General features: G+C 70.9%; 22 protein-coding genes and 1 pseudogene. 2 read left to right on the top strand and 21 right to left on the bottom strand.

All coding sequences use genetic code 11. The features are described 5' to 3' along the window. The 15 genes and pseudogenes from ACFXGX_RS30035 to proS form a co-directional block, all read right to left on the bottom strand. Positions 1-1,707 (bottom strand): YifB family Mg chelatase-like AAA ATPase (locus ACFXGX_RS30035; protein ID WP_384797047.1); only part of this gene is annotated, 1,707 nt, incomplete at its 3' end. Beyond that, on the bottom strand, positions 1,707-2,078 hold the full coding sequence (locus ACFXGX_RS30030) for a YraN family protein (RefSeq protein ID WP_384797044.1): 372 nt from the start codon (positions 2,076-2,078) through the stop codon (positions 1,707-1,709). The genes ACFXGX_RS30035 and ACFXGX_RS30030, both read right to left, overlap by 1 nt. A gap of 122 nt (positions 2,079-2,200) precedes the next feature. Beyond that, positions 2,201-2,509 carry a DUF2469 domain-containing protein gene (locus ACFXGX_RS30025; RefSeq protein ID WP_003965949.1) on the bottom strand — a complete coding sequence of 103 codons (309 nt, stop codon included), beginning with the start codon at positions 2,507-2,509 and terminating at the stop codon, positions 2,201-2,203. Between the two features lie 55 nt (positions 2,510-2,564). Beyond that, positions 2,565-3,089, bottom strand: a complete 525-nt coding sequence (locus tag ACFXGX_RS30020; protein ID WP_384797041.1) for an NUDIX hydrolase — start codon at positions 3,087-3,089, stop codon at positions 2,565-2,567. Next, positions 3,079-3,852 carry a signal peptidase I gene (gene lepB, locus ACFXGX_RS30015; RefSeq protein WP_384797039.1) on the bottom strand — a complete coding sequence of 258 codons (774 nt, stop codon included), beginning with the start codon at positions 3,850-3,852 and terminating at the stop codon, positions 3,079-3,081. Before lepB (ACFXGX_RS30015) ends, ACFXGX_RS30020 begins: the two co-directional genes overlap by 11 nt. Before the next feature lie 149 nt (positions 3,853-4,001). Beyond that, on the bottom strand, positions 4,002-4,943 hold the full coding sequence (gene lepB / locus ACFXGX_RS30010; RefSeq protein WP_384797036.1) for a signal peptidase I: 942 nt from the start codon (positions 4,941-4,943) through the stop codon (positions 4,002-4,004). After that, a pseudogene (gene lepB, locus ACFXGX_RS30005) lies at positions 4,831-5,919 on the bottom strand (signal peptidase I); the annotation flags it as partial. The gene lepB (ACFXGX_RS30010) and the pseudogene lepB (ACFXGX_RS30005), both read right to left, overlap by 113 nt. Next, the gene (gene lepB / locus ACFXGX_RS30000) at positions 5,912-6,628 is read right to left on the bottom strand and encodes a signal peptidase I (protein WP_384797033.1); all 717 of its coding nucleotides are present in this window, start codon (positions 6,626-6,628) and stop codon (positions 5,912-5,914) included. The pseudogene lepB (ACFXGX_RS30005) and the gene lepB (ACFXGX_RS30000), both read right to left, overlap by 8 nt. A 79-nt stretch (positions 6,629-6,707) precedes the next feature. Beyond that, complete coding sequence (gene rplS / locus ACFXGX_RS29995; RefSeq protein WP_384797030.1) at positions 6,708-7,058, bottom strand: 50S ribosomal protein L19; 351 nt, start codon at positions 7,056-7,058, stop codon at positions 6,708-6,710. Between the two features lie 131 nt (positions 7,059-7,189). Continuing rightward, the gene (trmD, locus tag ACFXGX_RS29990; RefSeq protein WP_384797027.1) at positions 7,190-8,011 is read right to left on the bottom strand and encodes a tRNA (guanosine(37)-N1)-methyltransferase TrmD; all 822 of its coding nucleotides are present in this window, start codon (positions 8,009-8,011) and stop codon (positions 7,190-7,192) included. Further along, the gene (gene rimM / locus ACFXGX_RS29985) at positions 8,011-8,622 is read right to left on the bottom strand and encodes a ribosome maturation factor RimM (RefSeq protein WP_384797024.1); all 612 of its coding nucleotides are present in this window, start codon (positions 8,620-8,622) and stop codon (positions 8,011-8,013) included. Before rimM ends, trmD begins: the two co-directional genes overlap by 1 nt. Positions 8,623-8,811: 189 nt before the next feature. Then, the gene (locus ACFXGX_RS29980; RefSeq protein ID WP_005479813.1) at positions 8,812-9,051 is read right to left on the bottom strand and encodes an RNA-binding protein; all 240 of its coding nucleotides are present in this window, start codon (positions 9,049-9,051) and stop codon (positions 8,812-8,814) included. Positions 9,052-9,053: 2 nt separating this feature from the next. After that, positions 9,054-9,473: a 30S ribosomal protein S16 gene (rpsP, locus tag ACFXGX_RS29975; RefSeq protein WP_355769591.1), complete on the bottom strand. Its 420-nt coding sequence runs from the start codon at positions 9,471-9,473 to the stop codon at positions 9,054-9,056. Between the two features lie 470 nt (positions 9,474-9,943). After that, the gene (locus ACFXGX_RS29970; RefSeq protein WP_037625093.1) at positions 9,944-10,540 is read right to left on the bottom strand and encodes a hypothetical protein; all 597 of its coding nucleotides are present in this window, start codon (positions 10,538-10,540) and stop codon (positions 9,944-9,946) included. A gap of 251 nt (positions 10,541-10,791) precedes the next feature. Then, positions 10,792-12,207 (bottom strand): proline--tRNA ligase, encoded by a 1,416-nt coding sequence (gene proS, locus ACFXGX_RS29965; protein ID WP_384797020.1) that lies wholly within the window; start codon positions 12,205-12,207, stop codon positions 10,792-10,794. 199 nt (positions 12,208-12,406) lie between these two features. Between proS and ACFXGX_RS29960 the strand changes: the two genes are divergently transcribed. Further along, positions 12,407-13,264, top strand: a complete 858-nt coding sequence (locus ACFXGX_RS29960) for an SAM-dependent methyltransferase (protein ID WP_384797017.1) — start codon at positions 12,407-12,409, stop codon at positions 13,262-13,264. Positions 13,265-13,610: 346 nt separating this feature from the next. On the opposite strand, the gene ftsH is transcribed toward ACFXGX_RS29960, so the two are convergent. The 6 genes from ftsH to ACFXGX_RS29930 all read right to left on the bottom strand — a co-directional run bounded on the left by ftsH (position 13,611) and on the right by ACFXGX_RS29930 (position 23,612). Next, positions 13,611-15,545, bottom strand: coding sequence for an ATP-dependent zinc metalloprotease FtsH (gene ftsH / locus ACFXGX_RS29955; RefSeq protein WP_384797014.1), 1,935 nt, complete (start codon positions 15,543-15,545; stop codon positions 13,611-13,613). A 135-nt stretch (positions 15,546-15,680) separates the two neighbouring features. Beyond that, positions 15,681-17,234 (bottom strand): signal recognition particle protein, encoded by a 1,554-nt coding sequence (gene ffh, locus ACFXGX_RS29950; RefSeq protein ID WP_384797011.1) that lies wholly within the window; start codon positions 17,232-17,234, stop codon positions 15,681-15,683. A 266-nt stretch (positions 17,235-17,500) separates the two neighbouring features. Beyond that, a complete protein-coding gene (locus tag ACFXGX_RS29945; protein WP_384797008.1) occupies positions 17,501-19,960 on the bottom strand; it encodes a [protein-PII] uridylyltransferase in 2,460 nt (819 codons plus the stop codon). 40 nt (positions 19,961-20,000) lie between these two features. Next, positions 20,001-20,339 carry a P-II family nitrogen regulator gene (locus ACFXGX_RS29940; protein ID WP_037625082.1) on the bottom strand — a complete coding sequence of 113 codons (339 nt, stop codon included), beginning with the start codon at positions 20,337-20,339 and terminating at the stop codon, positions 20,001-20,003. Then, positions 20,336-21,673 carry an ammonium transporter gene (locus tag ACFXGX_RS29935; protein WP_384797005.1) on the bottom strand — a complete coding sequence of 446 codons (1,338 nt, stop codon included), beginning with the start codon at positions 21,671-21,673 and terminating at the stop codon, positions 20,336-20,338. The genes ACFXGX_RS29940 and ACFXGX_RS29935 overlap by 4 nt, the downstream gene beginning before the upstream one ends. Before the next feature lie 463 nt (positions 21,674-22,136). After that, the gene (locus ACFXGX_RS29930) at positions 22,137-23,612 is read right to left on the bottom strand and encodes a hypothetical protein (protein ID WP_384797002.1); all 1,476 of its coding nucleotides are present in this window, start codon (positions 23,610-23,612) and stop codon (positions 22,137-22,139) included. 447 nt (positions 23,613-24,059) lie between these two features. Between ACFXGX_RS29930 and ACFXGX_RS29925 the strand changes: the two genes are divergently transcribed. After that, positions 24,060-24,722: a bifunctional DNA primase/polymerase gene (locus ACFXGX_RS29925; protein WP_384796999.1), complete on the top strand. Its 663-nt coding sequence runs from the start codon at positions 24,060-24,062 to the stop codon at positions 24,720-24,722. Positions 24,723-24,863: the final 141 nt, after the last annotated feature.

Genomic DNA, 24,863 nt, shown 5'->3' with positions numbered 1-24,863 from the left:
ACGCGCGGTCGGGGGGGCCGGTTTTGTTGTAACCCCCACCCCCCCGCCACCGCGTCCCCGGGCCCCGCCGCCCGCCGGATGACCGCCCGGCGCGCCGATCGCCATCGGCACCCCGCGCGGAACCCCGGTGCGCAGCTGGAGGGCCAGGGCGACGTCCCCGGCGTCGGGCCGGTCGTGTCCCGACAGGTCCGCGACCGTCCACGCGACCCGGAGCACCCGGTCGAGCCCACGGGCGGTCAGCACCCCGCGTTCCAGGCCCCGCTCGGCCTCGTCCATCGCTCCCGCCCGCGCCTGCCAGCGTCCGCGCAACTCGCGTCCCGGCACCTCGCTGTTGGTGTGCCAGGGAGTCCCCTTCAGACGCTCGGCGGCCCGCTCGCGCCCGGCGAGGACCCGGTCCGCGACCGTCTTCGTCGACTCGCCCCGGGCACCGCGCGCGGTGAGTTCGGCCCGGGTGACCGGCTCGACGTCCACCCGCAGGTCGACCCGGTCGAGCAGCGGCCCGGAGAGCCTCGCCTGATAGCGGCGGATGACCGAGGGCGGACACTCGCAGAAGTCGTTCGTCGTGCTGAAGCGCCCGCAGGGGCAGGGGTTGGCGGCCAGCACCATCAGGAACTTCGCGGGAAACCTCACGACTCCGGCGCTGCGCGCGATCACCACGTGTCCCGCCTCCAGCGGCTGCCGCAGGGCGTCCAGCGCGAAGCCGCTGAACTCCGGCGCCTCGTCCAGGAACAGCACGCCCCGATGCGACAGGGACACCGCGCCGGGCCGTGCGAGCCCCTTTCCGCCGCCGACGAGCGCCTGCATGGTCGCGGAGTGATGGGGCGCGCAGTACGGCGCGACGTCCACCAGCGGTTTGCCGGGCGGCAGCAGGCCCGCGACGGAGTGGATCGCCGTGACCTCCAGGGATTCCTGCCGGGTCAGGCGCGGCATGATCAGCGGCATCCGCTCGGCCAGCATCGTCTTGCCCGCGCCGGGTGGCCCCTGGAGGAAGACGTGATGGCCACCGGCCGCCGCCACCTCCATAGCGGTGCGCGCCGAGAGCTGGCCGACGACGTCGCCGAGGTCGTGGCCCGGGTCGTGTTCCGGCACGGCGATGCCGCACAGGCCGGTGGCCTCGCCCGTGCCGGGCAGGCGCAGGCCGGCCGAAAGCGGGTCGGGGCGGCCCCGCTCGTCCGGCTCCTCCTCGGGCACCGGTTCGTCCGCCAGCACGGCGATGAGCTGGCGCAGGCTGCGGACCCCGAGCACCGAGATTCCCGGCACGAGCGAGGCCTCGGCCGCCGCGCACTCCGGCACCACCACCTGTTCGTACCCGGCGTTCGCCGCGGCGAGGACGGCCGGAAGGATGCCGCGTACCGGCCGCACCCTGCCGTCGAGCCCCAGCTCCCCGATCATCACGATGTCGGCGAGCACCCGTGGGTCGATCCGCTCGGCGGCGCCCAGCACGGCCGAGGCGACGGCGAGGTCGAACCCGGAGCCGCCCTTGGGCACCGAGGCCGGGCTCAGCCCCACCGTCAGCTTCTTCTGCGGCCAGGCCGCGCCGGAATTGACCACCGCGGCCCTGACCCGGTCCCGGCTCTCCGTCAGGCTCTTGTCGGGGAGCCCGACCAGTGTGAAGGCGGCGATGCCCGGCTCCAGGTCGGCCTGGACCTCGACGACGACGCCCTCCACACCCACCAGGGCCACCGAACACGTACGCGCGAATGCCATCAGGCCACCCCCCGCGCGTGCTCGACCACGGGTGCGCCGCGTTCGGGGATCAGGACGCCGACCAGGTCGATGCGGACGCCGCCCGGCGGGGCTCCTCCGTGTTCCTGGAGCCAGCGTTCGGCCAGACCGCGCAGCCGACGGACCTTGGCCGGCGCGACGGCCTCCATCGGATGCTGGAACGCTCCCGCCGTGCGGGTCTTGACCTCACAGACGACCAGCGCGTCGCCGTCCCGGGCCACGATGTCGATCTCGCCCGTACGGCCACCGCGCCAGTTGCGTGCCAGGACCGTCATGCCGGCCCCGGTCAGCCGCCGTGCGGCGAGTTCCTCGCCGTAGGCGCCCAGTGCCTTGCGTGCCTCGGATGTCTTCATGTCGGCACCACCTCCGGCACCGACAGTGAGGCCGGATCACACAACTTTTGGATCTTGGTGGACGAGTGGGTGACTGTGGAAAACCCAGTCACCCGTACGAGTCACCACCGTGGTTCCGGTCCTCAGCCGCCTGGCAGTTCCAGATCGCTCTTGTTCAGTTCCTCGATGTTCACGTCCTTGAATGTCAGGACACGCACCTGTTTCACGAAGCGGGCGGGGCGATACATGTCCCACACCCAGGCATCCGCCATGGATACCTCGAAAAACACCTCACCCTGGACCGAGTGCACCTGCATCTCGTAGTCGTTGGTGAGATAGAAGCGCCGTTCGGTCTCGATCACATATTTGAACAGACCGACGACATCGCGGTACTCCCGATAGAGCTTCAGCTCCATCTCGGTCTCGTACTTCTCGAGGTCCTCGGCGCTCATGGCATGTTCCCCTTCAGCCGTGCGTCCCCCTATTGTGCGCCAGCCCCGAGAGCCCCTAGACGATTTCCGTGTCGAGGACCTCGGGCGTGGCCGGGGGACCCTCGTCGAGCACCCTGCGGAGCAGCCCGGCGAGCTTGGTCGGATACACCGTCTCATGTGCCTCGGTCAGTTCCCGGCACGTCCACCAGCGCGCTCCGGCGACGCTGCGCCGCTCCAGGTCCGTCAGGCCCGTGGCCGCCGTGGCGGTCTGGGTCGTACGGGCCAGGAAGTACCACTCGTCCTGGTCCCAGCGCCTCCCCGCGAACGGGAACGAGCAGATCCGCCGCCACAGCACGGGCCCCAGTTCGACCTCGGTGATCCCGGTCTCCTCGACGAGTTCCCGCAGAGCCGCCTGCTCCCGGGTCTCGTCGCCCTCCACGCCGCCGCCGGGGGTGAACCACCAGTCGTCGGAGGGATCGTCCGGCTCGTGGCCGTGGAGCAGCAGGATGCGGTCCTGCGGGTCGAGCAGCACGACCCGGGCGACCTTGCGCAACCCGTCCCGGCCGGGGGTGTCGTCCGAGTGGGCCGCCTCAGCGGGCACCGGCGGACTCCGTGCGCCCGCGGGAACGGCCCGCCAGCTTGGCGACCGGCCCGTACGCCGCGCCGCCCAGCACGAGGACGGCGCCGGCGATCACCAGGGCGATCATCGTGGGGAGCGGTCCCGGCTGGGACAGGGCGCCGAGCACCTTGAAGCCGTCGGGGCGGGAGAGCATGCCGTTCATCGGCCAGGCGACGGCGTCGACCCGGGCCTTCACGGTGCCGCGCGCCACGGTCCCGCTGGCCGCGTCCGTGAGGTGCGCGGTGGAGTCCAGCGAGCCACGCCGCTCGTCGCCCAGCAGGAACAGCCGTCCCTCGGGGACCTTCACGGTCGGGAAGCCCGTGAGCTCGGCGAGGCTTCCCTCGGGCAGATACGATTCGTCGATCTTCTTGCCGTTGACGGTCAGCTTGCCGTCGGTGCAGCAGGCGACCGTGTCACCGCCGACGGCGACCACGCGCTTGACCACCGACGAGCCCGTGACCCAGGTCTTGTCCTCGAAGACGACGACGTCACCGCGGCGGACCTCGCTGCCGTCGACGCGCTGCGCCAGCACCCGGTCGCCGATGTTGATCGTCGGCGCCATCGAACTCGTGGGGACGGTGTACGGCCGGTAGTCAACCGCCGCCCAGGCGAATCCGCCGAGGAACAGCAGCAGGCCCAGCGCGACGGCCAGCCCGGACAACCTTTGTCCGGTCTTGCCGCCCGCCGGGGCCTTGCCCGTGCCGCCGCCGTGCGGGGCCGTACGTGTTGCGCTCTCGCCACCCATAAGCCCGCACCTTACCCAGGGGTACGGTCCGGGGTCAGCCCCCACTGGATCACGATCGCCGGAGCGGGCCGGATCCTTTCCCGGAAACGAGCGGGGCCGGCCTCCGCGGACAGGTCCGCGGGGGCCGGCCCCGAAGGCCGTGAGAAGGCTCAGTCGTCCTTGGACGCCTTGCGCCTGCGTCGCACCAGCACGAGCGGCGCCGCGCCCAGCAGGGCCAAGGAACCCGGCGAGGTGACCGCCGCGGCCGCCTGGTCACTGAGACCGGGCTGGTCGAAGGTGTCCGGGACCGGGAGGGTGCCCCAGCGGTTGATGGGCCAGGCCTTGACGATGGCACGGCCGACGACGTCGTTCACGGGCACCATGCCGTGGTGCTTGTCCGCCTGGTTGTAGCGCGAGTCCCGCGAGTTCTGGCGGTGGTCGCCCATCACCCAGATCATGCCCTCGGGGACCTTGACCTTGAACTGGCCGCCGTCCTCGTCCTGGCTGCACGGGGTGTTCCCCGCGTACACGTACGACGACTCGTTCAATGCCTTGCCGTTGACCTTCAGCGGGCCGGTGCCCTTGCACTCGACGGTGTCACCGCCGACGCCGACGACCCGCTTGATGAGGTCCTTCTCCTCGGCCGAGGGCATCAGGCCGATCCAACTCAGGACCGTCTGCAGGGCGTTCGGGTTGGCCGTGGGCTCGCCCGCCAGCCAGTTGTCCGGGTCGTGGAAGACGACGACCTCGCCGCGCTCGGGCTCGGAGCCGAACCACGGAGTCAGCTTGTCGACCAGGACGCGGTCACCCTGCTGGAGGGTGTTCTGCATCGAGTCCGACGGGATCGAGAACGCCTGGACCAGGAACGTCTTGATAATCAGCGCGAGCACCAGAGCGATGCCGATCAGGATCGGCAGCTCCTTCCAGAAGGAGCGCTGCTTGGTCGACTTCGGGTCCCGTCCGGAACGCCCGGTCGAGACGTCCCCGTCCTCGGAGCCACTCCCGGAACCCGAATCGGGCTCTACGGCCGGGGCAGCCGCATCCTCGGGCCGCTCCGGCTGTCCCTCGGGACCTTCGTGCCCAGATCGCGCGCCGACCGCCACATCCCCCACATCCACTCCTCACTCCGTGCCGCCGCCCGCGCCGTATTCGGCGCAGGCCCACCACTCCCATAACGAGCGGGAGTTCCGCAGGGCTCGGGAGCGGGATCAATCCATCTGGATCCGCAGAGGCCACCCTATGCGACAGGGCTGGAGCGGAAGCCGACCCTCCGGGCGCGTCGGCCACCGTCGAGAAGGTGTTCGGCTCCGTCAGACGCGTCCAGTGGCCGATGGGCCAGCCGATGACCATCGCCCGGCCCACGACCGAGTCCTCGGAGACGGTGCCGCTGAACTTGTCGCTGCGGTGGTACCGGGAGTCCGCGGAGTTGCCCCGGTGGTCACCGAGGACGAACAGCCGGCCCGCGGGCACCTTCACCTCGAAGGAGAAGTCCGACGGTTTGTCCCCGGCGTAGATGTAGGGCTCGTTCAGGGGGGTGCCGTTCACGGTCACCCGGCCCTCCGTGTCGCAGCACTTGACGGTGTCCCCGCCGAGTCCGACGACCCGCTTGATCAGGTCCTTCTCGTTGTCGGAGGGCAGCAGTCCGATGAAGGTCAGCCCCTCCTTGAACTGCTTGACGACCACGGGGTCGCTCTTCTTCTTGGTGTCCTCGGCGGTGAGCCAGCCTCCGGGGTCCTTGAAGACGACGACGTCACCGCGTTTGGGCTGGGAGCCGAACCAGGGGGTGAACTTGTCCACCAGGACACGGTCGCCGATCTGGATCGTGTTCTCCATGGAGCCCGACGGGATCACGAAGGCCTGGACCAGGAACGTCTTGAGGACCAGGGCTATCAGCACGGCCACGCCGACGAGGAGGGGGATCTCCTTGACCGTCGAGCGGCGCCTGCGCCGCTTGATCTTGCGCGCCAGCTTGCGGCGCTCGACCCGGCTGGGCCGGGCGGCGCCTCCGGCGGCGCGCCGGGACCCGGTGGGGAGAAGGTTGTCGGCGGCGCTGGCGGAGACCCCGCGCGCCCGTCCGCGGTTACCCACGGGCACCCCCGGCGGCCGGCACGCGCGCGTAGGCGCCGGGACGCGTCAGACGGGTCCAGTGGCCCGCGGGCCAGGCGATCCAGTCGGCCCTGCCGATGACCTCGCCGACGGGGACCATGCCGCCGCCGGGCGAGCCCAGGTGATCGCGGGAGTCGCTGGAGCGGCCGCGGTGATCACCCAGGAGGAACAGGGACCGCTCGGGCACGACGACGTCGAAGGGCACCTCGGACGGGCTGTCGCCCTGATAGAGAAATGTCGACTCGTCGACCGATCGGCCGTTCACTTCGAGTCTCCCCTCCTTGTCGCAGCAGACCACGTGGTCCCCCTCAACCCCGACGACGCGTTTGACGTAGTCCGCGTTCCCGAAATAACCGGTGCCGTCGAACACGACGACATCGCCCCGCTGCGGCTCGGAACCGAAACGGTACGCCAACTTGTTTACGAGAACGCGGTCCCCGATCCTCAATCCGGACTCCATGGAGCCGCTGGGAATTTCGAAGGGCTGCATCACGAAGCGGCTGACCAGCAGCAGAAAGACCAGACAGACCAGCACGGTCAGGGTGATCCGGCCCCCGGGGAGCCACTCGGCGACTTTGTCGGCGAACGCAGAACGCGACCGCTCCTCCGGCCCCGCTGTGTCCGAGATCTCCTCGGAAGCGGAAGGGCGGGAGGAGCGGTCGCGCTCCACGGGCTGTGCTTCGGTGTCCATCGGGGCCAGATGCTATCCGGCCTCCCTGAGACACCTTCTTACCGGCTCGGTCGCCGACGGGTCACCGCGGCGGACAAGCTCAGCGGTCGCGCTTCTCCTTGATCTTCGCGGCCTTGCCGCGCAGATCACGGAGGTAGTACAGCTTGGCGCGGCGCACGTCACCGCGGGTGACGACCTCGATCTTCTCGACGATCGGGGTGTGCACCGGGAAGGTGCGCTCGACGCCGACGGAGAACGAGACCTTGCGGACCGAGAAGGTCTCGCGGACACCGGCGCCCTGGCGACGGATGACTACGCCCTTGAACTGCTGCACACGGGAACGGTTGCCCTCGATGACGCGGACGTGGACGTTGACGGTGTCACCCGGGCGGAAGGCCGGGATGTCGGTGCGCAGCGAGGCGCCGTCGACGATGTCGAGCACGTGGGACATTTTGTCTGCTTTCTTCGCTGATGCCACAGGTCATCAACGGGAGAGGGGTTCGAAGATGATGCCGTCTCGTCGGGACGGGCGTCGTGTCCCCCTGTGGCAGGGGCGCACGCCGGACGACGGAGAGCAGCGGCCTATTCTTCCACGGCCTGTGGCCTGCGCCAAAATCGGCCGTCGGGGGCCGGGCTCCAGCCCAGGATCGAGAGCATCTCGCGATCCTTCTTGTCGAAGCCGGAGGCCTCGCAGCGCTCGATGAGGTCCGGCCGGTTCGCCGCCGTACGGCGCAGGGCCTCGTCGCGGCGCCAGCGGGCGATCTTCCCGTGGTGGCCGCTGACCAGCACCTCGGGGATCTCACGGCCGCGCCACCGCGGGGGCTTGGTGTACACCGGCCCCTCCAGGAGGTTGGCCATGGCGCCGGGGGCGAAGGAGTCGTCGCGGTGGGACTCGGCGTTGCCGAGGACTCCCGGCAGCAGCCGCGCCACGGCCTCGGTGACGACGAGGACGGCCGCCTCGCCGCCGGCGAGGACGTAGTCGCCGATGGACACCTCGTAGACGGGCATCCTGGTCGCGTATTCGTCGATGACACGGCGGTCGATGCCCTCGTAGCGCGCGGGCGTGAAGACCAGCCAGGGGCGCTCGGAGAGTTCGACGGCGAGCTGCTGGGTGAACGGGCGCCCGCTGGGGGTGGGGACCACGAGGGCGGGGCCGCGGGCGCCCGTCTCGTAGCCGTCCGCCAGGGCGGAGTCCAGGGCGTCACCCCAGGGCTCGGTCTTCATGACCATGCCGGGCCCGCCGCCGTAGGGCGTGTCGTCGACCGTGTTGTGCCGGTCGTACGTCCAGTCCCGGAGGTCGTGCACGTGCACGTCGAGCTGCCCGCGCGCGCGGGCCTTGCCGACGAGTGAGACGTTCAGCGGTTCCAGGTACTCGGGGAAGATCGTGACCACGTCGAGCCGCATCAGGCGTCGGCCTCCGTGGCGTCCTCGCCGGCCCCGGCGGAGCCGTTCTCCGCGTCCTTGGCGGACTCGTTCTCCGCGTCCCTGGTGGAGACGATCTCCGCCTGGTCGTCGATCAGGCCGGGCGGCGGGTCGATGACGGCCCGCTGCTCCTCCAGGTCGATCTCGACGACGATCTCCTCCACGAACGGGATCAGCACCTCGGTGCCGTCCGGACGCTCCACCACGAACAGGTCCTGCGAGGGCAGGTGCGAGATCTCCGTGATGCGACCGACCTCGGCGCCGTCCGCGGTGACCACGTCCAGGTCCATGAGCTGGTGGTCGTAGTACTCGTCCGGGTCCTCCGGCGTCTCGTCCGGGTCGACCTCGGCGATCAGCAGGGTGTTGCGCAGCGCCTCGGCGGCGTTGCGGTCCCGCACGCCCGCGAAGCGCAGCAGGAGACGGCCGCTGTGGACGCGGCCCGTCTCGATGGTCAGTGGTCCGGTGGAGGCCGGATCGGTGAGCAGGACGGCACCGGGGCCGAGCCGGAGCTCCGGCTCGTCGGTGCGGACCTCCACGGTGACCTCGCCCTTGATGCCGTGGGCACGGCCGACGCGAGCGACTACCAGCTGCACTGTGCTTGATCTCCTGTCGTGTGCCGACGGCGATGTTCCCGGACGACCGCGGGAGCGCGGGCGTCCGTGAGGTTGACGGGCGCCCTCTCCGGGAGGGACCCGGCGGCCGCCCGGACGGGTTCGCAGACGACTACGGGCCGGGGACGGCTCGTAAGCCCTCCCCGGCCCGAGCCGGTGTTGCCTGTTACGTCAGCGGACGTGGTCCACGTCGACGAGGTCGACGCGGACACCGCGGCCGCCGATTGCACCCACGACGGTACGCAGAGCGCGCGCGGTGCGGCCGTTGCGGCCGATCACCTTGCCGAGGTCGTCCGGGTGAACCCGGACCTCGAGAACGCGTCCGCGGCGCAGGTCACGCGAGGCGACCTGCACGTCGTCGGGGTTGTCGACGATGCCCTTCACGAGGTGCTCGAGAGCCTCCTCGAGCATGCTCAGGCCTCGGTCGACTCGGACTCGGCCGCAGCCTCGTCCTTCTTCTCAGCCTTCTTCTTCTGGGTGATGGCCTCACCCTTGCCCGTGTCGTCGCCACCGAGGGCGTCGAACAGCGGGCGCGCGGCCTTCGGCTCGGCGACGAGCAGCGGAGCCGGGGCCGGCAGGCCCTTGAACTTCTGCCAGTCACCGGTCAGCTTCAGGATGGCGAGCACGGGCTCGGTCGGCTGCGCGCCGACACCCAGCCAGTACTGCGCGCGGTCCGAGTCGACCTCGATGCGCGAAGGGTTCTGCACCGGGTGGTACAGACCGATCTCCTCGATGGCCCGGCCGTCACGGCGGGTACGGGAGTCGGCGACGACGATGCGGTAGTGAGGCGAACGGATCTTGCCCAGACGCTTCAGCTTGATCTTGACTGCCACGGAAGTGGTGTCTCCTGGTCTTGACGGGGTTGGGCACGCAGAGATGGCCGCGTGGGGTTGCGGTACCCGAGTGCCCGATGGACGCGTCAGCCGGAGGAGAGAGGGGTCCTATGCGGCTGTCGAGTACAGCTAGCCATTCTGCCACATCCCGCGCTCCGCCCGGACCGAGGGTGGGCGAGCCCACGCCCGCCGCACGAGCCCACGCCTGAACGAGTCCATGCCTCGACCACCGCGTGCCTGGACGAGCACGTGCCTGGACGAGCGCATGCCTTTCGGGCACCCGGCGTTCCAGGTGCCCGACAGGCATGGATGACGTGCACCGGCCACCCGGGGCCTCGGAGAGATGCCGCCCGCGCGCACTCGTGCCTCCTGAATTCCCCCACGTGCTCCAGGGCAGTGGGGGAGGCACGACTGCTCACGGGCCGCGCGAACTCGTCCGGCACCCACGAGACGCCGGTGGAGCCCGTACCTCAGCCGGCGGCTGCCCCGACCACCTCCGGAATCCGGAACGGCTTGCCGCACCCTCCGCACACGATCGGCGCCTGCGCGAGGACGGACGGGACCACGCGCACGTTGCGCCCGCAGTCGCAGACGGCCTTGACGCGGACGCCTCCCCCGGAGGAGCCGTGTCGGGCGGCCGGGCCGCGGAACGAGCGGGCGGTGTCCGCGGACGTGGCGGCCGTGTGGGCCTTCAGCGCCCGCTGGAGCCGCTCGATGGTCGGGCGGTAGCGACGCTTCGCCTCGGGGTTGAGCGTGACCAGCGAGAAGCCACTGCTGGGATGCGGCTCCTCGGGGTGGTCCAGGCCCAGCTCCTCGGCGATCGCGAGGAATCTGCGGTTGTGATAGCGGCCGGCGCGCGAGGTGTCGCGGACTCCGCGGGCGGCGGCGATGCCGTGGACTGCTTCGTGAAGCAGTCGTTCGAAGGAGAGTTCGTGTCCGCAGGCGGACGACGATTCTCCGATCAGGGACTCTGGCGCGGCAAGATCGGGCAGTTCGGGGTGGTGCCGCTGAATGTCGGCCCACGCCCCTGCCAGCTCTGCGGCGAGAACAGGTGGTGTCGTGCTCACGTAATGAGAACGAGCGGGAGTGCCTCCGTGTTCCTATTACGGGGCATCCCAAATAATTTGCACGTACCCGTCAGTTGCCACTGATGTGAACCGACGAGGTCGGGTGCGCTGATCTGCGGAGAAGCGTTACAGCTCATACCAAGGCGGTACGTAGGCACACGTACGTCCCGGCGCGTAGACGATTTCAGCACGCCGGGGCACCTGTGGTCGGCGGATGCGCAAGAGGTGTTTCGGCCGCCCTGCTGTTCGGCTCAGTACGCGCGGGCGACGACGGCGACGTTACCGGGTGCGTCGTCGGCGTCCGGCACCGACCCGTCCTCGGCGACCAGACACCGTACGGTCACCGCGTGCTCGGCGAGCTTGGCCTCGCCCTCTTCGCCGAGGTCGGCCCAGGGAATGCGCGCCCAGCCGCCGGCCACGGCGGCCTCCACGGCCGCGCCGATGCTCGACACGTCCGCCGTACGGGACTCGCGGCGCTCGCGGGACTGCCTCAGGAGGAGCGCCTGGTCCTCCTCCAGGATGCCGGGGAGCAAGGCGGCCAGCGCGTCGAGGGCCACCGGCTCCTTGCCTCCGGGAATGCGGCGGACGAGCATCGCCGTGCCGTTCTCCAGGTCACGGGGCCCGACCTCGATACGTACGGGGACGCCCTTGAGCTCCCAGTCGACGGCGCGGCGCCCGAAGGGGGTGTCCGTACGGTCGTCGACCTTGACCCGAACACCCGCCGCCGCCAGCCGCTCGCCGATGTCGCGGACCTTGGCCAGAACGGCCTCGTCCCCCTTGATCGCGAGGACGACGACCTGTACCGGGGCGAGGCGGGGCGGCACCCGCAACCCACTGTCATCACCGTGCGACATGATCAGGCCACCCACCAAGCGGGTCGAGGCCCCCCAGGAGGTCTGCCAGACGAGCTCCTGCTTCCCGTCCCTGGACAGGTACTGGGTGTTGAACGCCCGCGCGAAGTTCTGCCCCAGCTCGTGGCTGGTGCCCAGCTGGAGCGCCTTGCCGTCGCCCATCATCCCTTCGAGGGTGAGGGTGTTGACGGCGCCCGCGAACCGCTCGCTCGCCGTCTTCCGGCCAAGGACGACATCGATGCCGAGGACGTTCACCATGAAGTCGGCGTACACCTCCTTGTGGATGCGCGCGGCGTAGTCCCGGGCCTCTTCGTGCGTGGCGTGCGCGGTGTGCCCCTCCTGCCAGAGGAATTCGGTCGTTCGCAGGAACACCCTCGGGCGCATCTCCCAACGGACCACGTTCGCCCACTGGTTGATCAGCAGCGGCAGGTCGCGGTAGCTCTGCACCCATTTGGAGAAGTACTCGTTGACAATCGTCTCGGAGGTGGGGCGGACGACGACCGGCTCCTCCAGCTCCTTGCCCCCGCCGTGCGTGACGACCGCGAGCTCGGGCGCGAAGCCCTCGACGTGCTCCGCCTCCCGGGTCAGGTACGACTGCGGGATGAACAGCGGGAAGTAGGCGTTCTGGGCACCCGCGTCCTTGATGCGGGCGTCCAGCTCCTGCTGCATCCGCTCCCACAACCCGTACCCGTAGGGCCGGATGACCATGGTGCCGCGCACCGGTCCGTTGTCGGCGAGCTCGGCCTTGTTGATCAAGTCCTGGTACCAGCGCGGGAAATCGTCCGCCTGGGGAGTGAGAACGGGTGCCTTTGCCATGCGGGTGATGCTACGGGCCCACGTTGCCGGTATGTGAATTCTTGCGCCTTTCGCGGCCGGGCCGTAAACGGGCCCCCGAGACCCCTGGACGGCACGTCGAGGGCGGAGTTACCTGACATACGGGGGGAGTGCGGGCCTCGCGCGCGGGGGCGGAGGAAGGGGGCCCGGCGGCAACTCTCGGCGGATTGGGGCACTTTCGATGACACCTACGCTCGTGCGGCAGCACCTTCCTCACGCGGGCCCACCGCCCCGCTCGGACCGGGGTGCACGCGCGCGTGACTGGGCCGAGATCCAGGAGCGGATGCTGGTGCCGCTCTTCGAGGCCGTCTACGAGCGGCTCGAAGTGGGCGGCGGGACACGGCTGCTCGGGCTCGGCTGCGGGTCGGGGCTCGCCCTGCTGATGGCCGGCTCCCGCGGCGCCGCGGTCACGGGTGTCGACTCCTCGTCGCCCGGACGGCTGGCCCTCGCACGGGAACGTCTGCTGCCGTCCGAACGGGACACGGGCCCGCGCGCCATGGCCCGGATCGTGTCCGGATCCCCCCGGGACACGGTGGTGGAGGGAACGCCGGCGTACAACCTGGTGACCGCGTTCGAACCGATCGGGTGCGTGGCCGGCGACTCCGAGGGGCTCGGTGCGCAGCTCGCGGAGGCGGCGCCGCTCGCGGTCCGGGGAACGCCCGTGGTGCTCGTCGGGTGGGGGCCGCCGGAGCGGTGCACCACCTCGGCCGTGCTGCGGGTGGCCACGAAACTGGCCGATCCCCTGCGCGGCGCGGCGAGCTGGCGTGCCGCCCGCCGGGACGACCTGGAGGAGGTGGCCCAGCGGGCCGGACTGCGGCCGGACGGCTCGGGGCGTGTGGCCTGCCCGTTCGGCTACGCCGATGTGGACAGTGCCGTACGCGGGCTGCTCTCCACGGGGCTCTTCGACGCCGCGGTCGATGCCACCGACCAGGCGCAGGTCGACAAGGAGGTGGAGGAGGCGCTGCATCCTCATCTGCGGCGGGACGGGACCGTCTGGATGCCGAACGTGTTCCGGTATCTGATCGCCCGTACGCCCTGACACCGGTGGGTGGGTCGGGGCCGTGCCGGTGCATCAGCCCGTCGCCGTTGGGTGAGGGGTGGGCGTCGGTGGCGACGGGCATCGATGTACCGGCACGTCCCCTCACGCGCGTTGCCGGGTGCGGGTGGTGCGTGGTGGTGGCGGGCATCGATGTACCGGCACGTCCCCTCGCGCGCGTTGCCGGGTGCGGGTGGTGCGTGGTGGTGGCGGGTGCGGGTGTGCGTGGTGGTGGCGGGCATCGATGTACCGGCACGGCCCCTCACGCCGGATCCCGGCTGCGGGAGCGCGGTGGCTTGGGTGCGGTGGCTTGGGTGCGGTGGCTTGGGTGCGGGCCCGGGCGCCGGGGTCACACCTCCTTGGTCGTCCGGGGCACCCCGGCGATCCGGTAGGCCTCGGCCTCCTCCAGCGTCTCGTTCGCGAGAAGCGCCTCCGCCAGGGCGTCGAGCTGCCCCCGGTGGTCGCGGAGCTTCTGGCAGGCCTCCTCGTAGCACTCGTCGACGATGCGGCGCATCTCGTGGTCGATCGAGTCGAGGGTGCCCGGGGCCGCCGCGAGGCCGTAGGCCTGCTGGGTGTCGTTGGGCAGCGCCGACAGCCGGCCGACGCGTTCGCTCATGCCCCAGCGGGCCACCATGCCCCGTGCGAGGTTGGTGACCTGTTCCAGGTCGTTCTCCGAACCCGTGGTGATGACGTCGTAGACGACGTGCTCGGCGGCCATGCCGCCGAGGGCGCCGATGATCCGGCCGCGCAGATACTCCTCGGTGTACGCGTACCGGTCCGCGTCCGGTGTCGAGAGCGTGACGCCGAGCGCGCGGCCGCGCGGAACGATGGTGATCTTGCGGACGGGGTCGGCGCCGGGCCGCAGCATCCCGAGGAGGGCGTGGCCGCTCTCGTGGTACGCGGTGCGGCGGCGTTCCTCGTAGGGCATGACGAGGGAGCGTTCGGCACCGAGCTGGACCTTTTCGAGCGCTTCGGAGAGGTCGCTCCGGGTCACCTCGGTCTGCTTGCGCTTGACGGCGAGGAGGGCCGCCTCGTTCGCGAGGTTGGCGAGGTCGGCGCCGGTCATGCCCGGGGTCGTACGGGCCACCTGGGTCAGGTCCACGTCCTCGGCGAGCGGGATCTCGCGGGTGTGGATCTCCAGGATCGCCTTCCGGCCGGCGCGGTCGGGGGGCGAGACGTTGACGACACGGTCGAAGCGGCCGGGCCGGGTGAGCGCCGGGTCCAGGATGTCCGCGCGGTTGGTGGCGGCGATGACGATGACGCCCTCCGAGCCGGAGAAGCCGTCCATCTCGGTGAGGATCTGGTTGAGCGTCTGCTCGCGCTCGTCGTGGCCGCCCATGGCGGAGCCGCCCGACCGTGACCGTCCGATGGTGTCGATCTCGTCGATGAAGATGATGGAGGGTGCCACCTTGCGGGCCTCGGCGAACAGTTCGCGCACGCGCGAGGCGCCGACGCCCACGATCATCTCGATGAACTCGGAGGCGGAGGCGGAGAAGAACGGGACACCCGCCTCGCCCGCGACGGCCCGTGCGAGCAGGGTCTTGCCCGTGCCGGGCGGGCCGGCCAGCAGCACGCCGCGCGGCATCTTGGCGCCCATCCTGCGGTACGCGTCGGGGTTCTTGAGGAAGTCCACGACGTCGTCGACCTCGCCGGCCACCTCGTCGATGCCGGCCACGTCCGAGAACGTGGTGCGCTTGCCGCCGGGCACCAGCTCGACCGGTTTCGGCGGCGTCTTGCGGCCGAGCATGCCGCCCGCGCCGCCCATGCCGGAGCCCATCCGCCGGGCGATGAAGATCCACAGGACGACGAGCAGGATCATCGGGGCGAGCGAGATCAGCAGGTTGAACAGGAAACTGCGTTCCTGGACCACCGGCGAGGCGGTCACCGTGACGTCGTGTTTCTGCAGGTTGTCCCACAGCTTGTCGCCGGCGAAGACCGGTCGCTGGGTCTTGAACTTGGTGTACTTCCCGTCGCCGTCGGGCTTCTCCTGCGAGGTCTTGAGCTGCCCCTGGATCGCGTCACCCTTGGCGTAGATCTTGGTGACGTTGCCGTCGTCGACCTGCCGGCTGAACTCCGTGTACGAGATCGTCGGTTCGTTGCCCTGGTTGTAGAAGGACAGCACCAGGTTGGCGATCAGGAACACGATGAGCGCGGCCAGGGCCAGGCTCCACCAGCCGCCCGGCAGCTTCCGCCGGCCGCCCGGCGGCGGCGTCGGCTCGGGTGGCGTGCCCTCGGTACGCCACGGCTGGTCCGGTGCCTTGCGCGGCGGCACTGGGTTGCTCATAAGGGGACGTTACGACAGATGGCGGACACCGGCACCCGCGGTCATGCCACTGGGGGCGCCTCTCGCGGTGAGAGGCGCCCCCAGTGGGCGTCACGACGGGGCTCCCGTACGGGACGGGAGGTCGGTCCAGGAGCGTCAGCCCATGAACTTCTTGAACTCGTCCGGCAGCTCGAAGTCGTCCTGGGTGCCCTGCTGCGGGAGGCCGAAGGCGTTGCCGCCCTGGGCGCCCGCCTCGCGGCGGGCCACCTCCTCTTCCTCCTGCTGCTTGCGCTTCATCGGGTTGCCGGAGCGCTGCTTGCCCTTGGCCTGCTTCGGCTTCTTCTTGGCGCGGCCGGGGCCGCCGCCCATGCCCGGCATCCCCGGCATGCCCGGCATCCCGCCGCCCTGGGCCATGCGGGACATCATCTTGCGGGCCTCGAAGAAGCGCTCGACCAGACCCTTGACCGCGCTGACCTCGGCGCCGGAACCCTTGGCGATACGGGCGCGGCGCGAGCCGTTGATGATCGTCGGGTCCTGGCGCTCGCCCGGGGTCATCGACTTGATGATCGCGCCGACCCGGTCGACGTCCCGCTCGTCCAGGTTGTTGATCTGGTCCTTGATCTGGCCCATGCCCGGGAGCATGCCGAGCAGCTTGCTGATGCTGCCCATCTTCCGGACCTGCTCCATCTGGGCCAGGAAGTCGTCCAGGGTGAAGTCCTGGCCCTTCTTGGACGCCAGCTTGGAGGCCATCTTCTCGGCCTCTTCCTGGCTGAACGTCTTCTCCGCCTGCTCGATCAGGGTGAGGAGGTCACCCATGTCGAGGATGCGGGAGGCCATCCGGTCAGGGTGGAACGCGTCGAAGTCGTCGAGCTTCTCGCCGTTCGAGGCGAACATGATCGGCTTGCCGGTGATCTGCCGGATCGACAGGGCGGCACCACCGCGGGCGTCACCGTCGAGCTTGGAGAGCACCACGCCGTCGAAGCCGACGCCGTCGCGGAAGGACTCGGCGGTGTTGACCGCGTCCTGGCCGATCATCGAGTCGACGACGAAGAGGATCTCGTCGGGGCTGACGGCGTCGCGGATGTCCGCGGCCTGCTGCATCAGCTCCTGGTCGATGCCGAGGCGGCCGGCGGTGTCCACGATCACGATGTCGTGGACCTTGGCCTTCGCGAACTCGATGGAGTCCTTGGCGACCTTGACCGGGTCGCCGACGCCGTTGCCCGGCTCGGGGGCGTAGACGGCGACGCCCGCGCGCTCGGCGACGACGCTGAGCTGGTTCACCGCGTTCGGGCGCTGGAGGTCGGCGGCGACGAGGATCGGGGAGTGACCCTGGTCCTTGAGCCACTTGCCGAGCTTTCCGGCGAGCGTGGTCTTGCCCGCGCCCTGGAGGCCCGCGAGCATGATCACGGTGGGCGGGTTCTTGGCGAACCGGAGACGGCGGGTCTCACCGCCGAGGATCGTGACGAGCTCGTCGTTCACGATCTTCAGGACCTGCTGGGCGGGGTTGAGGGCCCGGGAGACATCGCTGCCCATGGCCCGTTCCTTGACGTTCTTGATGAACGTGCGGACGACGGGCAGGGCGACATCGGCTTCGAGGAGCGCGATGCGGATCTCGCGTGCCGTGGCGTCGATGTCCGCCTCACTGAGGCGCCCCTTGCCGCGGAGGTTTTTGAACGTCGCGCTGAGGCGGTCGGAGAGGGTATCGAACACGGTGGCTTCGGTCCTCGGAGTCGGGGTCGTTTCGGGCTGCCCTCCAGGGTATCTGTCCCCGCAAGCGATTCGTCCCCGCACACCGCATTCGACGGGCGGGGACGCGGCCCAGGGCCCCACCGGACCGGCTTCGGGCGACGGGACGGCTCCCCGCGTCGCGGAGATCACATCCGCTCTCCGCGCGGAACGAACGGGCCCGACGGCCGCGCGGGACGAGCGCGGGCCAGGATCCACGCGGACGTGGCGCCGGGCCGAGGGCGGTGAGGTCAGGCTCGCAGTGCCTCCTCCACCGCCCGTGCCACCGAGGCCGCCTCCTCCCCCGGCAGGGGTTCCCCCTTCGTGCCCGTCACGTAGAAGGCGTCCACGGCGTTCGCGCCGAGCGTGGAGACGTGCATGCTCCGTACCCGCACCCGCGCCCTGTCCAGGACCCGCCCGATGCGGTGCAGCAGGCCCGGGGCGTCATGGGCGCGGACCTCGATGACCGTGGCCAGGCGGGACGCCGCCGGCGCGACGGTGACGCGCGCGGGGGGCGCGACGACGCCACGGCGGCGCGGGTAGGCGGCGTCGCGTTCGGCGAGGCGGGCGCTGATGTCGAGGGAGCCGTCGAGGGCGCGTACGAGGTCGGCGCGCAGCCGGGCGGCCTGCGGCAGGGAGCCGTACTCGGCGGCGACGCGCCAGTTGAGCAGCAGCACCGAGCCGTCGACACCGTCGGGCAGGTCCAGGGCGCGCAGCTCGGCGGTGCGGACGGTCAGCCGGTGCATGGCAAGGACGCCGGCGACCGACGGGAGCACGCCGGGCTGGTCGGGGACGGCGATGAGGAGCTCCACGCCGAGCGGTTCCGGATCGGCCGGGGCGGCGGCGCGTTCGGCATCGGTGTCGACGGGTTCCGTCTGCGCGCGCAGGGCCAGGACGGGCCCGCCCGTGCGGTACGCCTCGATCGCGAGGCGTTCCATCTCGGCGGTCGGCGCGGCGGCCTCGGGCTCCTCGGGAGCGTCCCCGGAGAGCACGGCCGAGACCCGTTTGACCAAGTCGGCGACGAGGGAGCCGCGCCAGGAGGACCAGGCGGCGGGCCCGGTGGCCAGCGCGTCCGCCTCGGTGAGCGCGTGCAGCAGTTCCAGGGTGCCCTGCGATCCGACGGCCTCGGCGACGGAGCGGACGGTGGCCGGGTCCTCCAGGTCACGGCGGGTCGCGGTGTCGACGAGCAGCAGATGGTGGCGTACGAGGGTGGCGAGCACCGTCACGTCCACGCGGTCGAAGCCGATGCGGGCGGCCACGTCCCGGGCGATGATCTCGCCGGCGACGGAGTGGTCGCCGGGCCAGCCCTTGCCGATGTCGTGGAGGAGGGCGGCGACGAGGAGGAGGTCGGGGCGGCCGACGCGGCGGGTCAGTTCGGAGGCGCGGACGGCCGTCTCGATGAGGTGGCGGTCGACGGTCCAGATGTGGACGGCGTTGCGCTGGGGCCGGCAGCGCACCCGCTCCCAGTCGGGCAGCAGGCGGGTGATGAGTCCTTCGGCCTCCAGTGCCTCCCAGACCTCGATGGTCGGGCGGCCCGAGCCGAGGAGGGTGACGAGCTGTTCGCGTGCCTCGGCGGGCCAGGGTGTGGGGAGGGGACGTACGGCGGCCGCCATGCGCCGTACGGCGTGCAGGGACAGCGGGAGGTCCGCCTGCGCGGCGGCGGCCGCGGCGCGCAGCGGGAGCACAGGGTCGCGCTCGGGCCGGGCGGCGCGGGCGAGCACCACCTCGCCGTCCTGTTCGACCACGCCCTCGGCGAGCGGGGACCGTTCGGCGACGGGCTTGCCGCCGCCCAGCATGGCGCGCAGCCGGGGTCGTACGGCGCGCGAGCGCAGGACGCGTCCGACTTCACGCCAGGTGACGTCGCTGGCGTACGACACGACGCGCGCGGCCTCGTACACCTGGCGCAGGAGGGTGTCGGCGTCCAGCAGTCCGAGTTCCGCGGCGACCTGGTCCTGTTCCTGGAGGGCGAGGCGGTCGGTGGCGCGGCCGGTGGCGAGGTGCAGGGCGTCGCGGACGTCCAGGAGCCGGCGGCGGGCGTCCGCGAGGCCTTCGCGGGGTGCGTCCGCGAGCCAGGAGGCGGCGACGGCGCGCAGCGCGGTGGCGTCGCGCAGTCCGCCGCGGGCTTCCTTCAGGTCGGGTTCGAGGAGGTACTGGAGTTCGCCCTGGCGTTCGGCGCGCTCCGCGCACAGTTCCTGGAGCTCGGGCAGTCGCTTCGGCGCCTGGTTGCGCCAGTCGGCGAGGACGGCCGTGCGCAGTCCGGCGGTGAGGCCGAGATCGCCGGCGATGTGGCGGGCGTCGAGGAGGCCGAGCTGGACCTTGAGGTCGTCGGCGGCGGTCTTGCGGGCCTCGGCCGGGGTACGGACCGAGTGGTCGAGATCGAGGCCCAGGTCCCAGACGGGGTACCAGACGCGGTCGGCGAGGGCGGCGACGGCGCCGGGGTCGCTGCCGTCGTGCAGGAGGAGCAGGTCGAGGTCGCTGCGCGGGGAGAGCTCGCCGCGGCCGTAGCCGCCGACGGCGATGAGGGAGACTCCGCGCAGGCCCTGGGATCCGGCGGTGAACAGGCCGGTCAGCCAGTCGTCCGTCAGTTCCGCGAGGGCGGTACGGCGCGGCGGCCCGGACCGCGCCCCCTCCTGGAGGAGGCGCAGCCGGGCCGCCGCGTAGCCGCTGGGTCCCGAGTCCTCTGCTTCCACTCGCGTGTTGGTACTCGTCACCCAGCGACTCCTGTCTTTCCTCTTCGTGCGGGCCGGTCCGTCAGAGCGCGTCGGGGCCGCGCTCGCCGGTGCGGACCCGGACGGCCGTGTCGACCGGGACGGACCACACCTTGCCGTCACCGATCTTGCCGGTGCGGGCCGCCTTGACGACGACGTCGACGAGCTGTTCGGCGTCGTCGTCCTCGACCAGCACCTCGATGCGGATCTTGGGGACGAGGTCGACCGTGTACTCGGCGCCGCGGTACACCTCGGTGTGTCCCCGCTGCCGACCGTAGCCGCTCGCCTCGGTGACCGTCAGTCCGTGGACGCCGAAGGCCTGCAGTGCCTCTTTGATCTCGTCGAGCCGGTGGGGCTTCACGACGGCGGTGATGAGCTTCATGCGTCCACCTTCTTGGCGTCCGTGTCGGCCGGGGCGGGCACGGCGGTCCGGGCGGCGCCACCACCGGCACCGCTGAAGTCGTATGCGGTCTCGGCGTGCTCGGCCTGGTCGATGCCGGCGATCTCCTCGTCCTCGGTGACCCGCATGCCGATGGTCTTGTCGATGACGAAGGCGAGGATCGCGGAGACGACCAGGGAGTAGCCGAGGACGGCGAAGACGCCGGCGCACTGCTTCCAGAACTGGGTCAGGCCGCCGCCGTAGAAGAGGCCCTCGACCGTCGACTGGCCCTTGCCGCTGGCGAAGAGGCCGATGAGCAGGGAGCCGATGACACCGCCGACGAGGTGGACACCGACGACGTCCAGGGAGTCGTCGTAGCCGAACCTGTACTTCAGGCCGACGGCCATGGCGCACAGGACACCGGCGATGGCACCGACCGCGATGGCGCCGAGCGGGGAGACCGCGCCACCGGACGGGGTGATGGCGACCAGACCGGCGACCGCGCCGGAGGCGGCGCCCAGCGTGGTGAACGCGCCGTGCCGGATCTTCTCGTAGAGGAGCCAGGCGAGCATGGCGGCCGCGGTGGCGACCTGCGTGTTGACGAACATCAGCGCGCCGACGCCGTCGTCGTTGCCGAGCCACGAGCCGGCGTTGAAGCCGAACCAGCCGAACCACAGCAGACCGGAGCCGAGCATCACCAGCGGAAGGCTGTGCGGGCGCATCGGGTCCTTCTTGAAGCCGACGCGCTTGCCGATGACCAGGATCACGCCGAGCGCCGCGGCACCCGCGTTGATGTGGACCGCCGTACCGCCGGCGAAGTCGATCACGCCGAGGTCGAAGGCCCAGCCGCCGGTGCCCCACACCCAGTGGGCGACCGGGAAGTAGACGAGTGTGGCCCACAGCGTGATGAAGATCGACCACGCGGTGAACTTCACCCGGTCCGCGAGGGCACCGCTTATCAGCGCGGGCGTGATGATCGCGAACATGAGCTGGAAGACCATGAAGACGAAGACCGGGATGGTGTATCCGGGCCAGAGTTCCGTCAGACCGATGTTGCTGAGGCCGACCCAGTCGGAGGTCCAGCCGATGAACGATCCCTTGTCCGTGCCGAAGGCGAGCGAGAAGCCGTACAGCACCCACAGGATGGTGATGATCCCCATGCTGATGAAGCTCATCATCAGCATGTTGAGCGTGCTCTTGACGCGGACCATGCCTCCGTAGAAGAAGGCGAGGCCCGGCGTCATGATGAGCACGAGGGCGGAACAGATGAGCATGAACCCTGTGTTTGCGGCAGACAGCTTGGGTGCCTCTGCGGCAAGGGTGATGGCTGGTGCCATCGGCGTCTCCTCGTCGTTGGTACGGCCCCGTGCGGGCGAAGCCTGAGTGGTCGTGAGGGGTGGGCCGGTTATGCGCCATGAGATTGACGCAGCGCGGTTTCCGTGGACGCCCCTCGATGTTTCGCACCAGTGACGAAGGCGCTCTGTGTGTTACACGTTCATGAACTGCCTGATTGCGGTCGAAGCGATCGTTATCGTGACGCAATCTCCGGGGGAACGCTCGCGGCGCTCTGGGCGCGCGGGGACGTGACCACCGTGTGGGGCATTTTCGCGGGGTCGGGCCGGGGCGGCGCGAGCGGCGCCGGCGGGCGCCGCATACAGCGGCCGCCGGCGGAGGCCGCATACAGCGGAACCGGCCACGTCCGGTCGTCCGATGACCTGGCATGGGGGAGCCGAGTCGGGCAGTTCAGGGACGACCGGCCGCGGCCGGAGCACTGGGCGGGGCCGCCTCGGCGGCCTTGGGTCAAACCGCCTCGGCGGTCTCGGGCAGGTCGACGGCGAGCTGGTCGGTGAGGTCGATGACCTCGGCGAGATCCCCGAAGTCGCGGACGGCGGTGTCGACCGTCTTTCGGATACGAGTGTTGACGCGCTCGGAGCGCACTTTCCTGCCGATCCTCAGGGCTTCCTTGGCCAGGACGGCACTCTGCTCGGGCTCACGCTGCAGCAGGTGCACGGTGGCCATCCCGATGAGGTTGAGCGCGTACGACCGCTGGTGCTCGGAGTCCTTGCCGAAGAGGTCGACCGCCTTCTGCATCAGGGGCTCGGCCATGGAGGCGTACGTGGGGCTGCGCCCGGCGACGTAGGCGAGGTCACGGTAGGAGTGCGAGTTCTCGCCGTACAGCTCGGCCCGGGAGAAGAAGCGGATCCAGTCGGGGTCCGGCTCGTCCCACTCGTGCACGTCGGCGAAGGTGTCCTCGGCCATGCGGACGGCCCGCTTGCACTTTCCGGGCTGGCCCATGTTGGCGTAGGCGCGGGCCTCCATCGCATACAGCATCGACTGGGTGCGCGGGCTCGCGCAGTCACGGCTGCCGTACTGGGCGAGGTGGATCAGTTCCAGCGCGTCGTCGGGTCGCCCGAGGTGGATCATCTGACGGCTCATGCTGGAGAGGATGTACGAGCCGAGCGGCTTGTCGCCCGCCTCCTTCGAGGCGTGCAGGGCGAGCACGAAGTACTTCTGCGCGGTGGGCTGGAGGCCCACGTCGTAACTCATCCAGCCCGCCAGCTCGGCCAGTTCGGCTGCGACCTTGAACAGGCGTTTCTCGGTGGCGGCGGTCTGCGGCTCCTGGAGGAGGTCGGTCACCTCGTGCAACTGCCCGACGACGGCCTTGCGTCGCAGTCCGCCGCCGCACTGCGCGTCCCACTGACGGAACATCACGGTGGTGGACTCCAGGAGGTCCAGCTCCGGTTGGGAGAGCCTGCCGCCGCGGCGCGTGGAGGCCGGCGGTTCGGCCGGCTCGTACGCCGCCGACGGGGTGGGCACGAGCCAGCGCTGCATGGGCTCGATGAGGGCCGGGCCCGCGGAGAGCCCCAGCGAACTGCCGAGGAAGCCGCGCCGGGCCAGCATCAGGTCGCTGCGCGAGTACTCGCTGATGAGCGCGACGGTCTGGGGGCCGGTCCACGGGAGGTCGATGCCGGACACGGAGGGCGCCTGGTGGGCGGCGCGCAGACCGAGGTCCTCCACGGCGACGACACAGCCGAACCGCTCGGAGAACAGCTCCGACAGGATCCGCGGGATCGGCTCGCGCGGGTTCTCCCCGTCCAGCCAGCGGCGCACCCGCGAGGTGTCCGTCGAGATGTGGTTGGCCCCCAACTGGCGGGCCCTGCGGTTCACCTGGCGCGCCAGCTCGCCCTTCGACCAGCCACTGCGCACGAACCACGAGCCGAGCAGCTCGTTGGGGCGCCTGTCAGCGTTCGTCCCGCCTCCGCCGTTGCCGCCCACTGGAACGCCCCCACTCCCCGAGACCACTTGTCGCCGCTCTGCGCCAAGCCCTATCAGAATGCCCGTAAACGCGGCCGCGCGTCCGGTAGTTCTCACCCTTCGAACGGGAACCCTGCTTGCCCTTGGCATACTCGCGAGTAAACAAAACCCCAGGACTCGTGCACTCAAAGTAATCCTACGATCACGCGTCCAGCCATGGCGATCCGTGAAACGCCACCATTCGCCACCCCTTCGAATGAACTCCAGTCGCCCTGCTCGCGATTCACTTGACACAGAACGACCAAGGGTGGGCGGAGAAGCGCACTCCAGGGCGCACGGAGCCGAACACACCACCCCATGCGCGACAAGGCGCTGTCTGGATCGCGTGAAACCGGGCAGGCAGGAACAGAGGGTGACAATCCGGTTCCGTCACGTAACCACGGGCGCACCGGACCCGTTGGAGGGGGCATGGGCTTCACGATCGGCAGTAGTCGGGCGATGCGCGACATCCGGACCGGTGCTCGTCGCCGCGGCCGCTCGTCGGAGGGCGGCGCCGTCGCCGCGTTCACCGGACTGTGGGGATGGGACGTGGTCCCGGGTGCCCGAGCCGCCGCGGGGGCGTGCTCGTGCGGCCGGGCCGACTGCCCAGCGCCGGGTGCGCACCCCCTGGCCTTCGCCCCCACGATCCCGGCGGGCACCACACTGAACGAGGCGACCGGCGTCTGGGCGGGCTTCCCGGGCGCCGCGGTGATGCTGCCGGTCGGCCGGGCCTTCGACGTCATCGAGGTCGCCGAGGCGGCCGGGCGCCGCGCGCTCGTCCGGCTGGAACGCATGGGCCTGCCGCTCGGTCCCGTGACGGCCGGCCCGGACGGCCGCGCCCACTTCTTCGTGTCCCCCGGTTCCGCCGCCGAACTTCCCGAGCTGCTCTACCGCATGGGCTGGGACGACGCCTCCCTCGACCTGCACGGCCTCGGCCCGGGCACGTTCATCACCGCCCCGCCCTCCGACCGCGCGGGACTCGGCCCGGTCCGCTGGCTGCGCTCCCCCGCTCTCGACTCCGCCCCGAAGCCGCCCCCGGCCAGGCTGCTGCTGGGCACCCTCGCCTACGTGGCACACCGCTCGCGGGCCTGACCCGCTCGGAGCGGGCCGAACGGACGAAGCGCCCGTCCCCCCCCGGCCCGGGGGGGGGGCGGGGGGGTGGGGGCGCCCCGCCGGGGGCGCGGGGGGGGGGGGGGCGTGTGTGGGGGGGACCCGGCCGCCCGGCGGGAGGGG

Origin of the sequence: Streptomyces sp. NPDC059371, assembly GCF_042751995.1 — a bacterium.
In the GTDB taxonomy this organism is placed as follows: domain Bacteria; phylum Actinomycetota; class Actinomycetes; order Streptomycetales; family Streptomycetaceae; genus Streptomyces.
The sequence above is the reverse complement of the archived record's forward strand: the minus strand, read 5'-3'. Positions and strand labels throughout refer to the sequence as shown.

Coding starts and splice junctions, on each gene's coding strand:
- lepB (WP_384797033.1), bottom strand. CDS start 6,628: ATGGACACCGAAGCACAGCCCGTGGAGCGCGACCGCTCCTCCCGCCCT.
- ftsH (WP_384797014.1), bottom strand. CDS start 15,545: ATGAGCAACCCAGTGCCGCCGCGCAAGGCACCGGACCAGCCGTGGCGT.
- ACFXGX_RS29940 (WP_037625082.1), bottom strand. CDS start 20,339: ATGAAGCTCATCACCGCCGTCGTGAAGCCCCACCGGCTCGACGAGATC.
- ACFXGX_RS30025 (WP_003965949.1), bottom strand. CDS start 2,509: ATGAGCGCCGAGGACCTCGAGAAGTACGAGACCGAGATGGAGCTGAAG.
- ACFXGX_RS29980 (WP_005479813.1), bottom strand. CDS start 9,051: ATGCTCGAGGAGGCTCTCGAGCACCTCGTGAAGGGCATCGTCGACAAC.
- ACFXGX_RS29925 (WP_384796999.1), top strand. CDS start 24,060: ATGGGCTTCACGATCGGCAGTAGTCGGGCGATGCGCGACATCCGGACC.
- ACFXGX_RS29960 (WP_384797017.1), top strand. CDS start 12,407: ATGACACCTACGCTCGTGCGGCAGCACCTTCCTCACGCGGGCCCACCG.
- trmD (WP_384797027.1), bottom strand. CDS start 8,011: ATGCGGCTCGACGTGGTCACGATCTTCCCCGAGTACCTGGAACCGCTG.
- lepB (WP_384797039.1), bottom strand. CDS start 3,852: ATGGGTGGCGAGAGCGCAACACGTACGGCCCCGCACGGCGGCGGCACG.
- proS (WP_384797020.1), bottom strand. CDS start 12,207: ATGGCAAAGGCACCCGTTCTCACTCCCCAGGCGGACGATTTCCCGCGC.
- ACFXGX_RS30030 (WP_384797044.1), bottom strand. CDS start 2,078: ATGAAGACATCCGAGGCACGCAAGGCACTGGGCGCCTACGGCGAGGAA.
- rplS (WP_384797030.1), bottom strand. CDS start 7,058: ATGTCCCACGTGCTCGACATCGTCGACGGCGCCTCGCTGCGCACCGAC.
- ACFXGX_RS29935 (WP_384797005.1), bottom strand. CDS start 21,673: ATGGCACCAGCCATCACCCTTGCCGCAGAGGCACCCAAGCTGTCTGCC.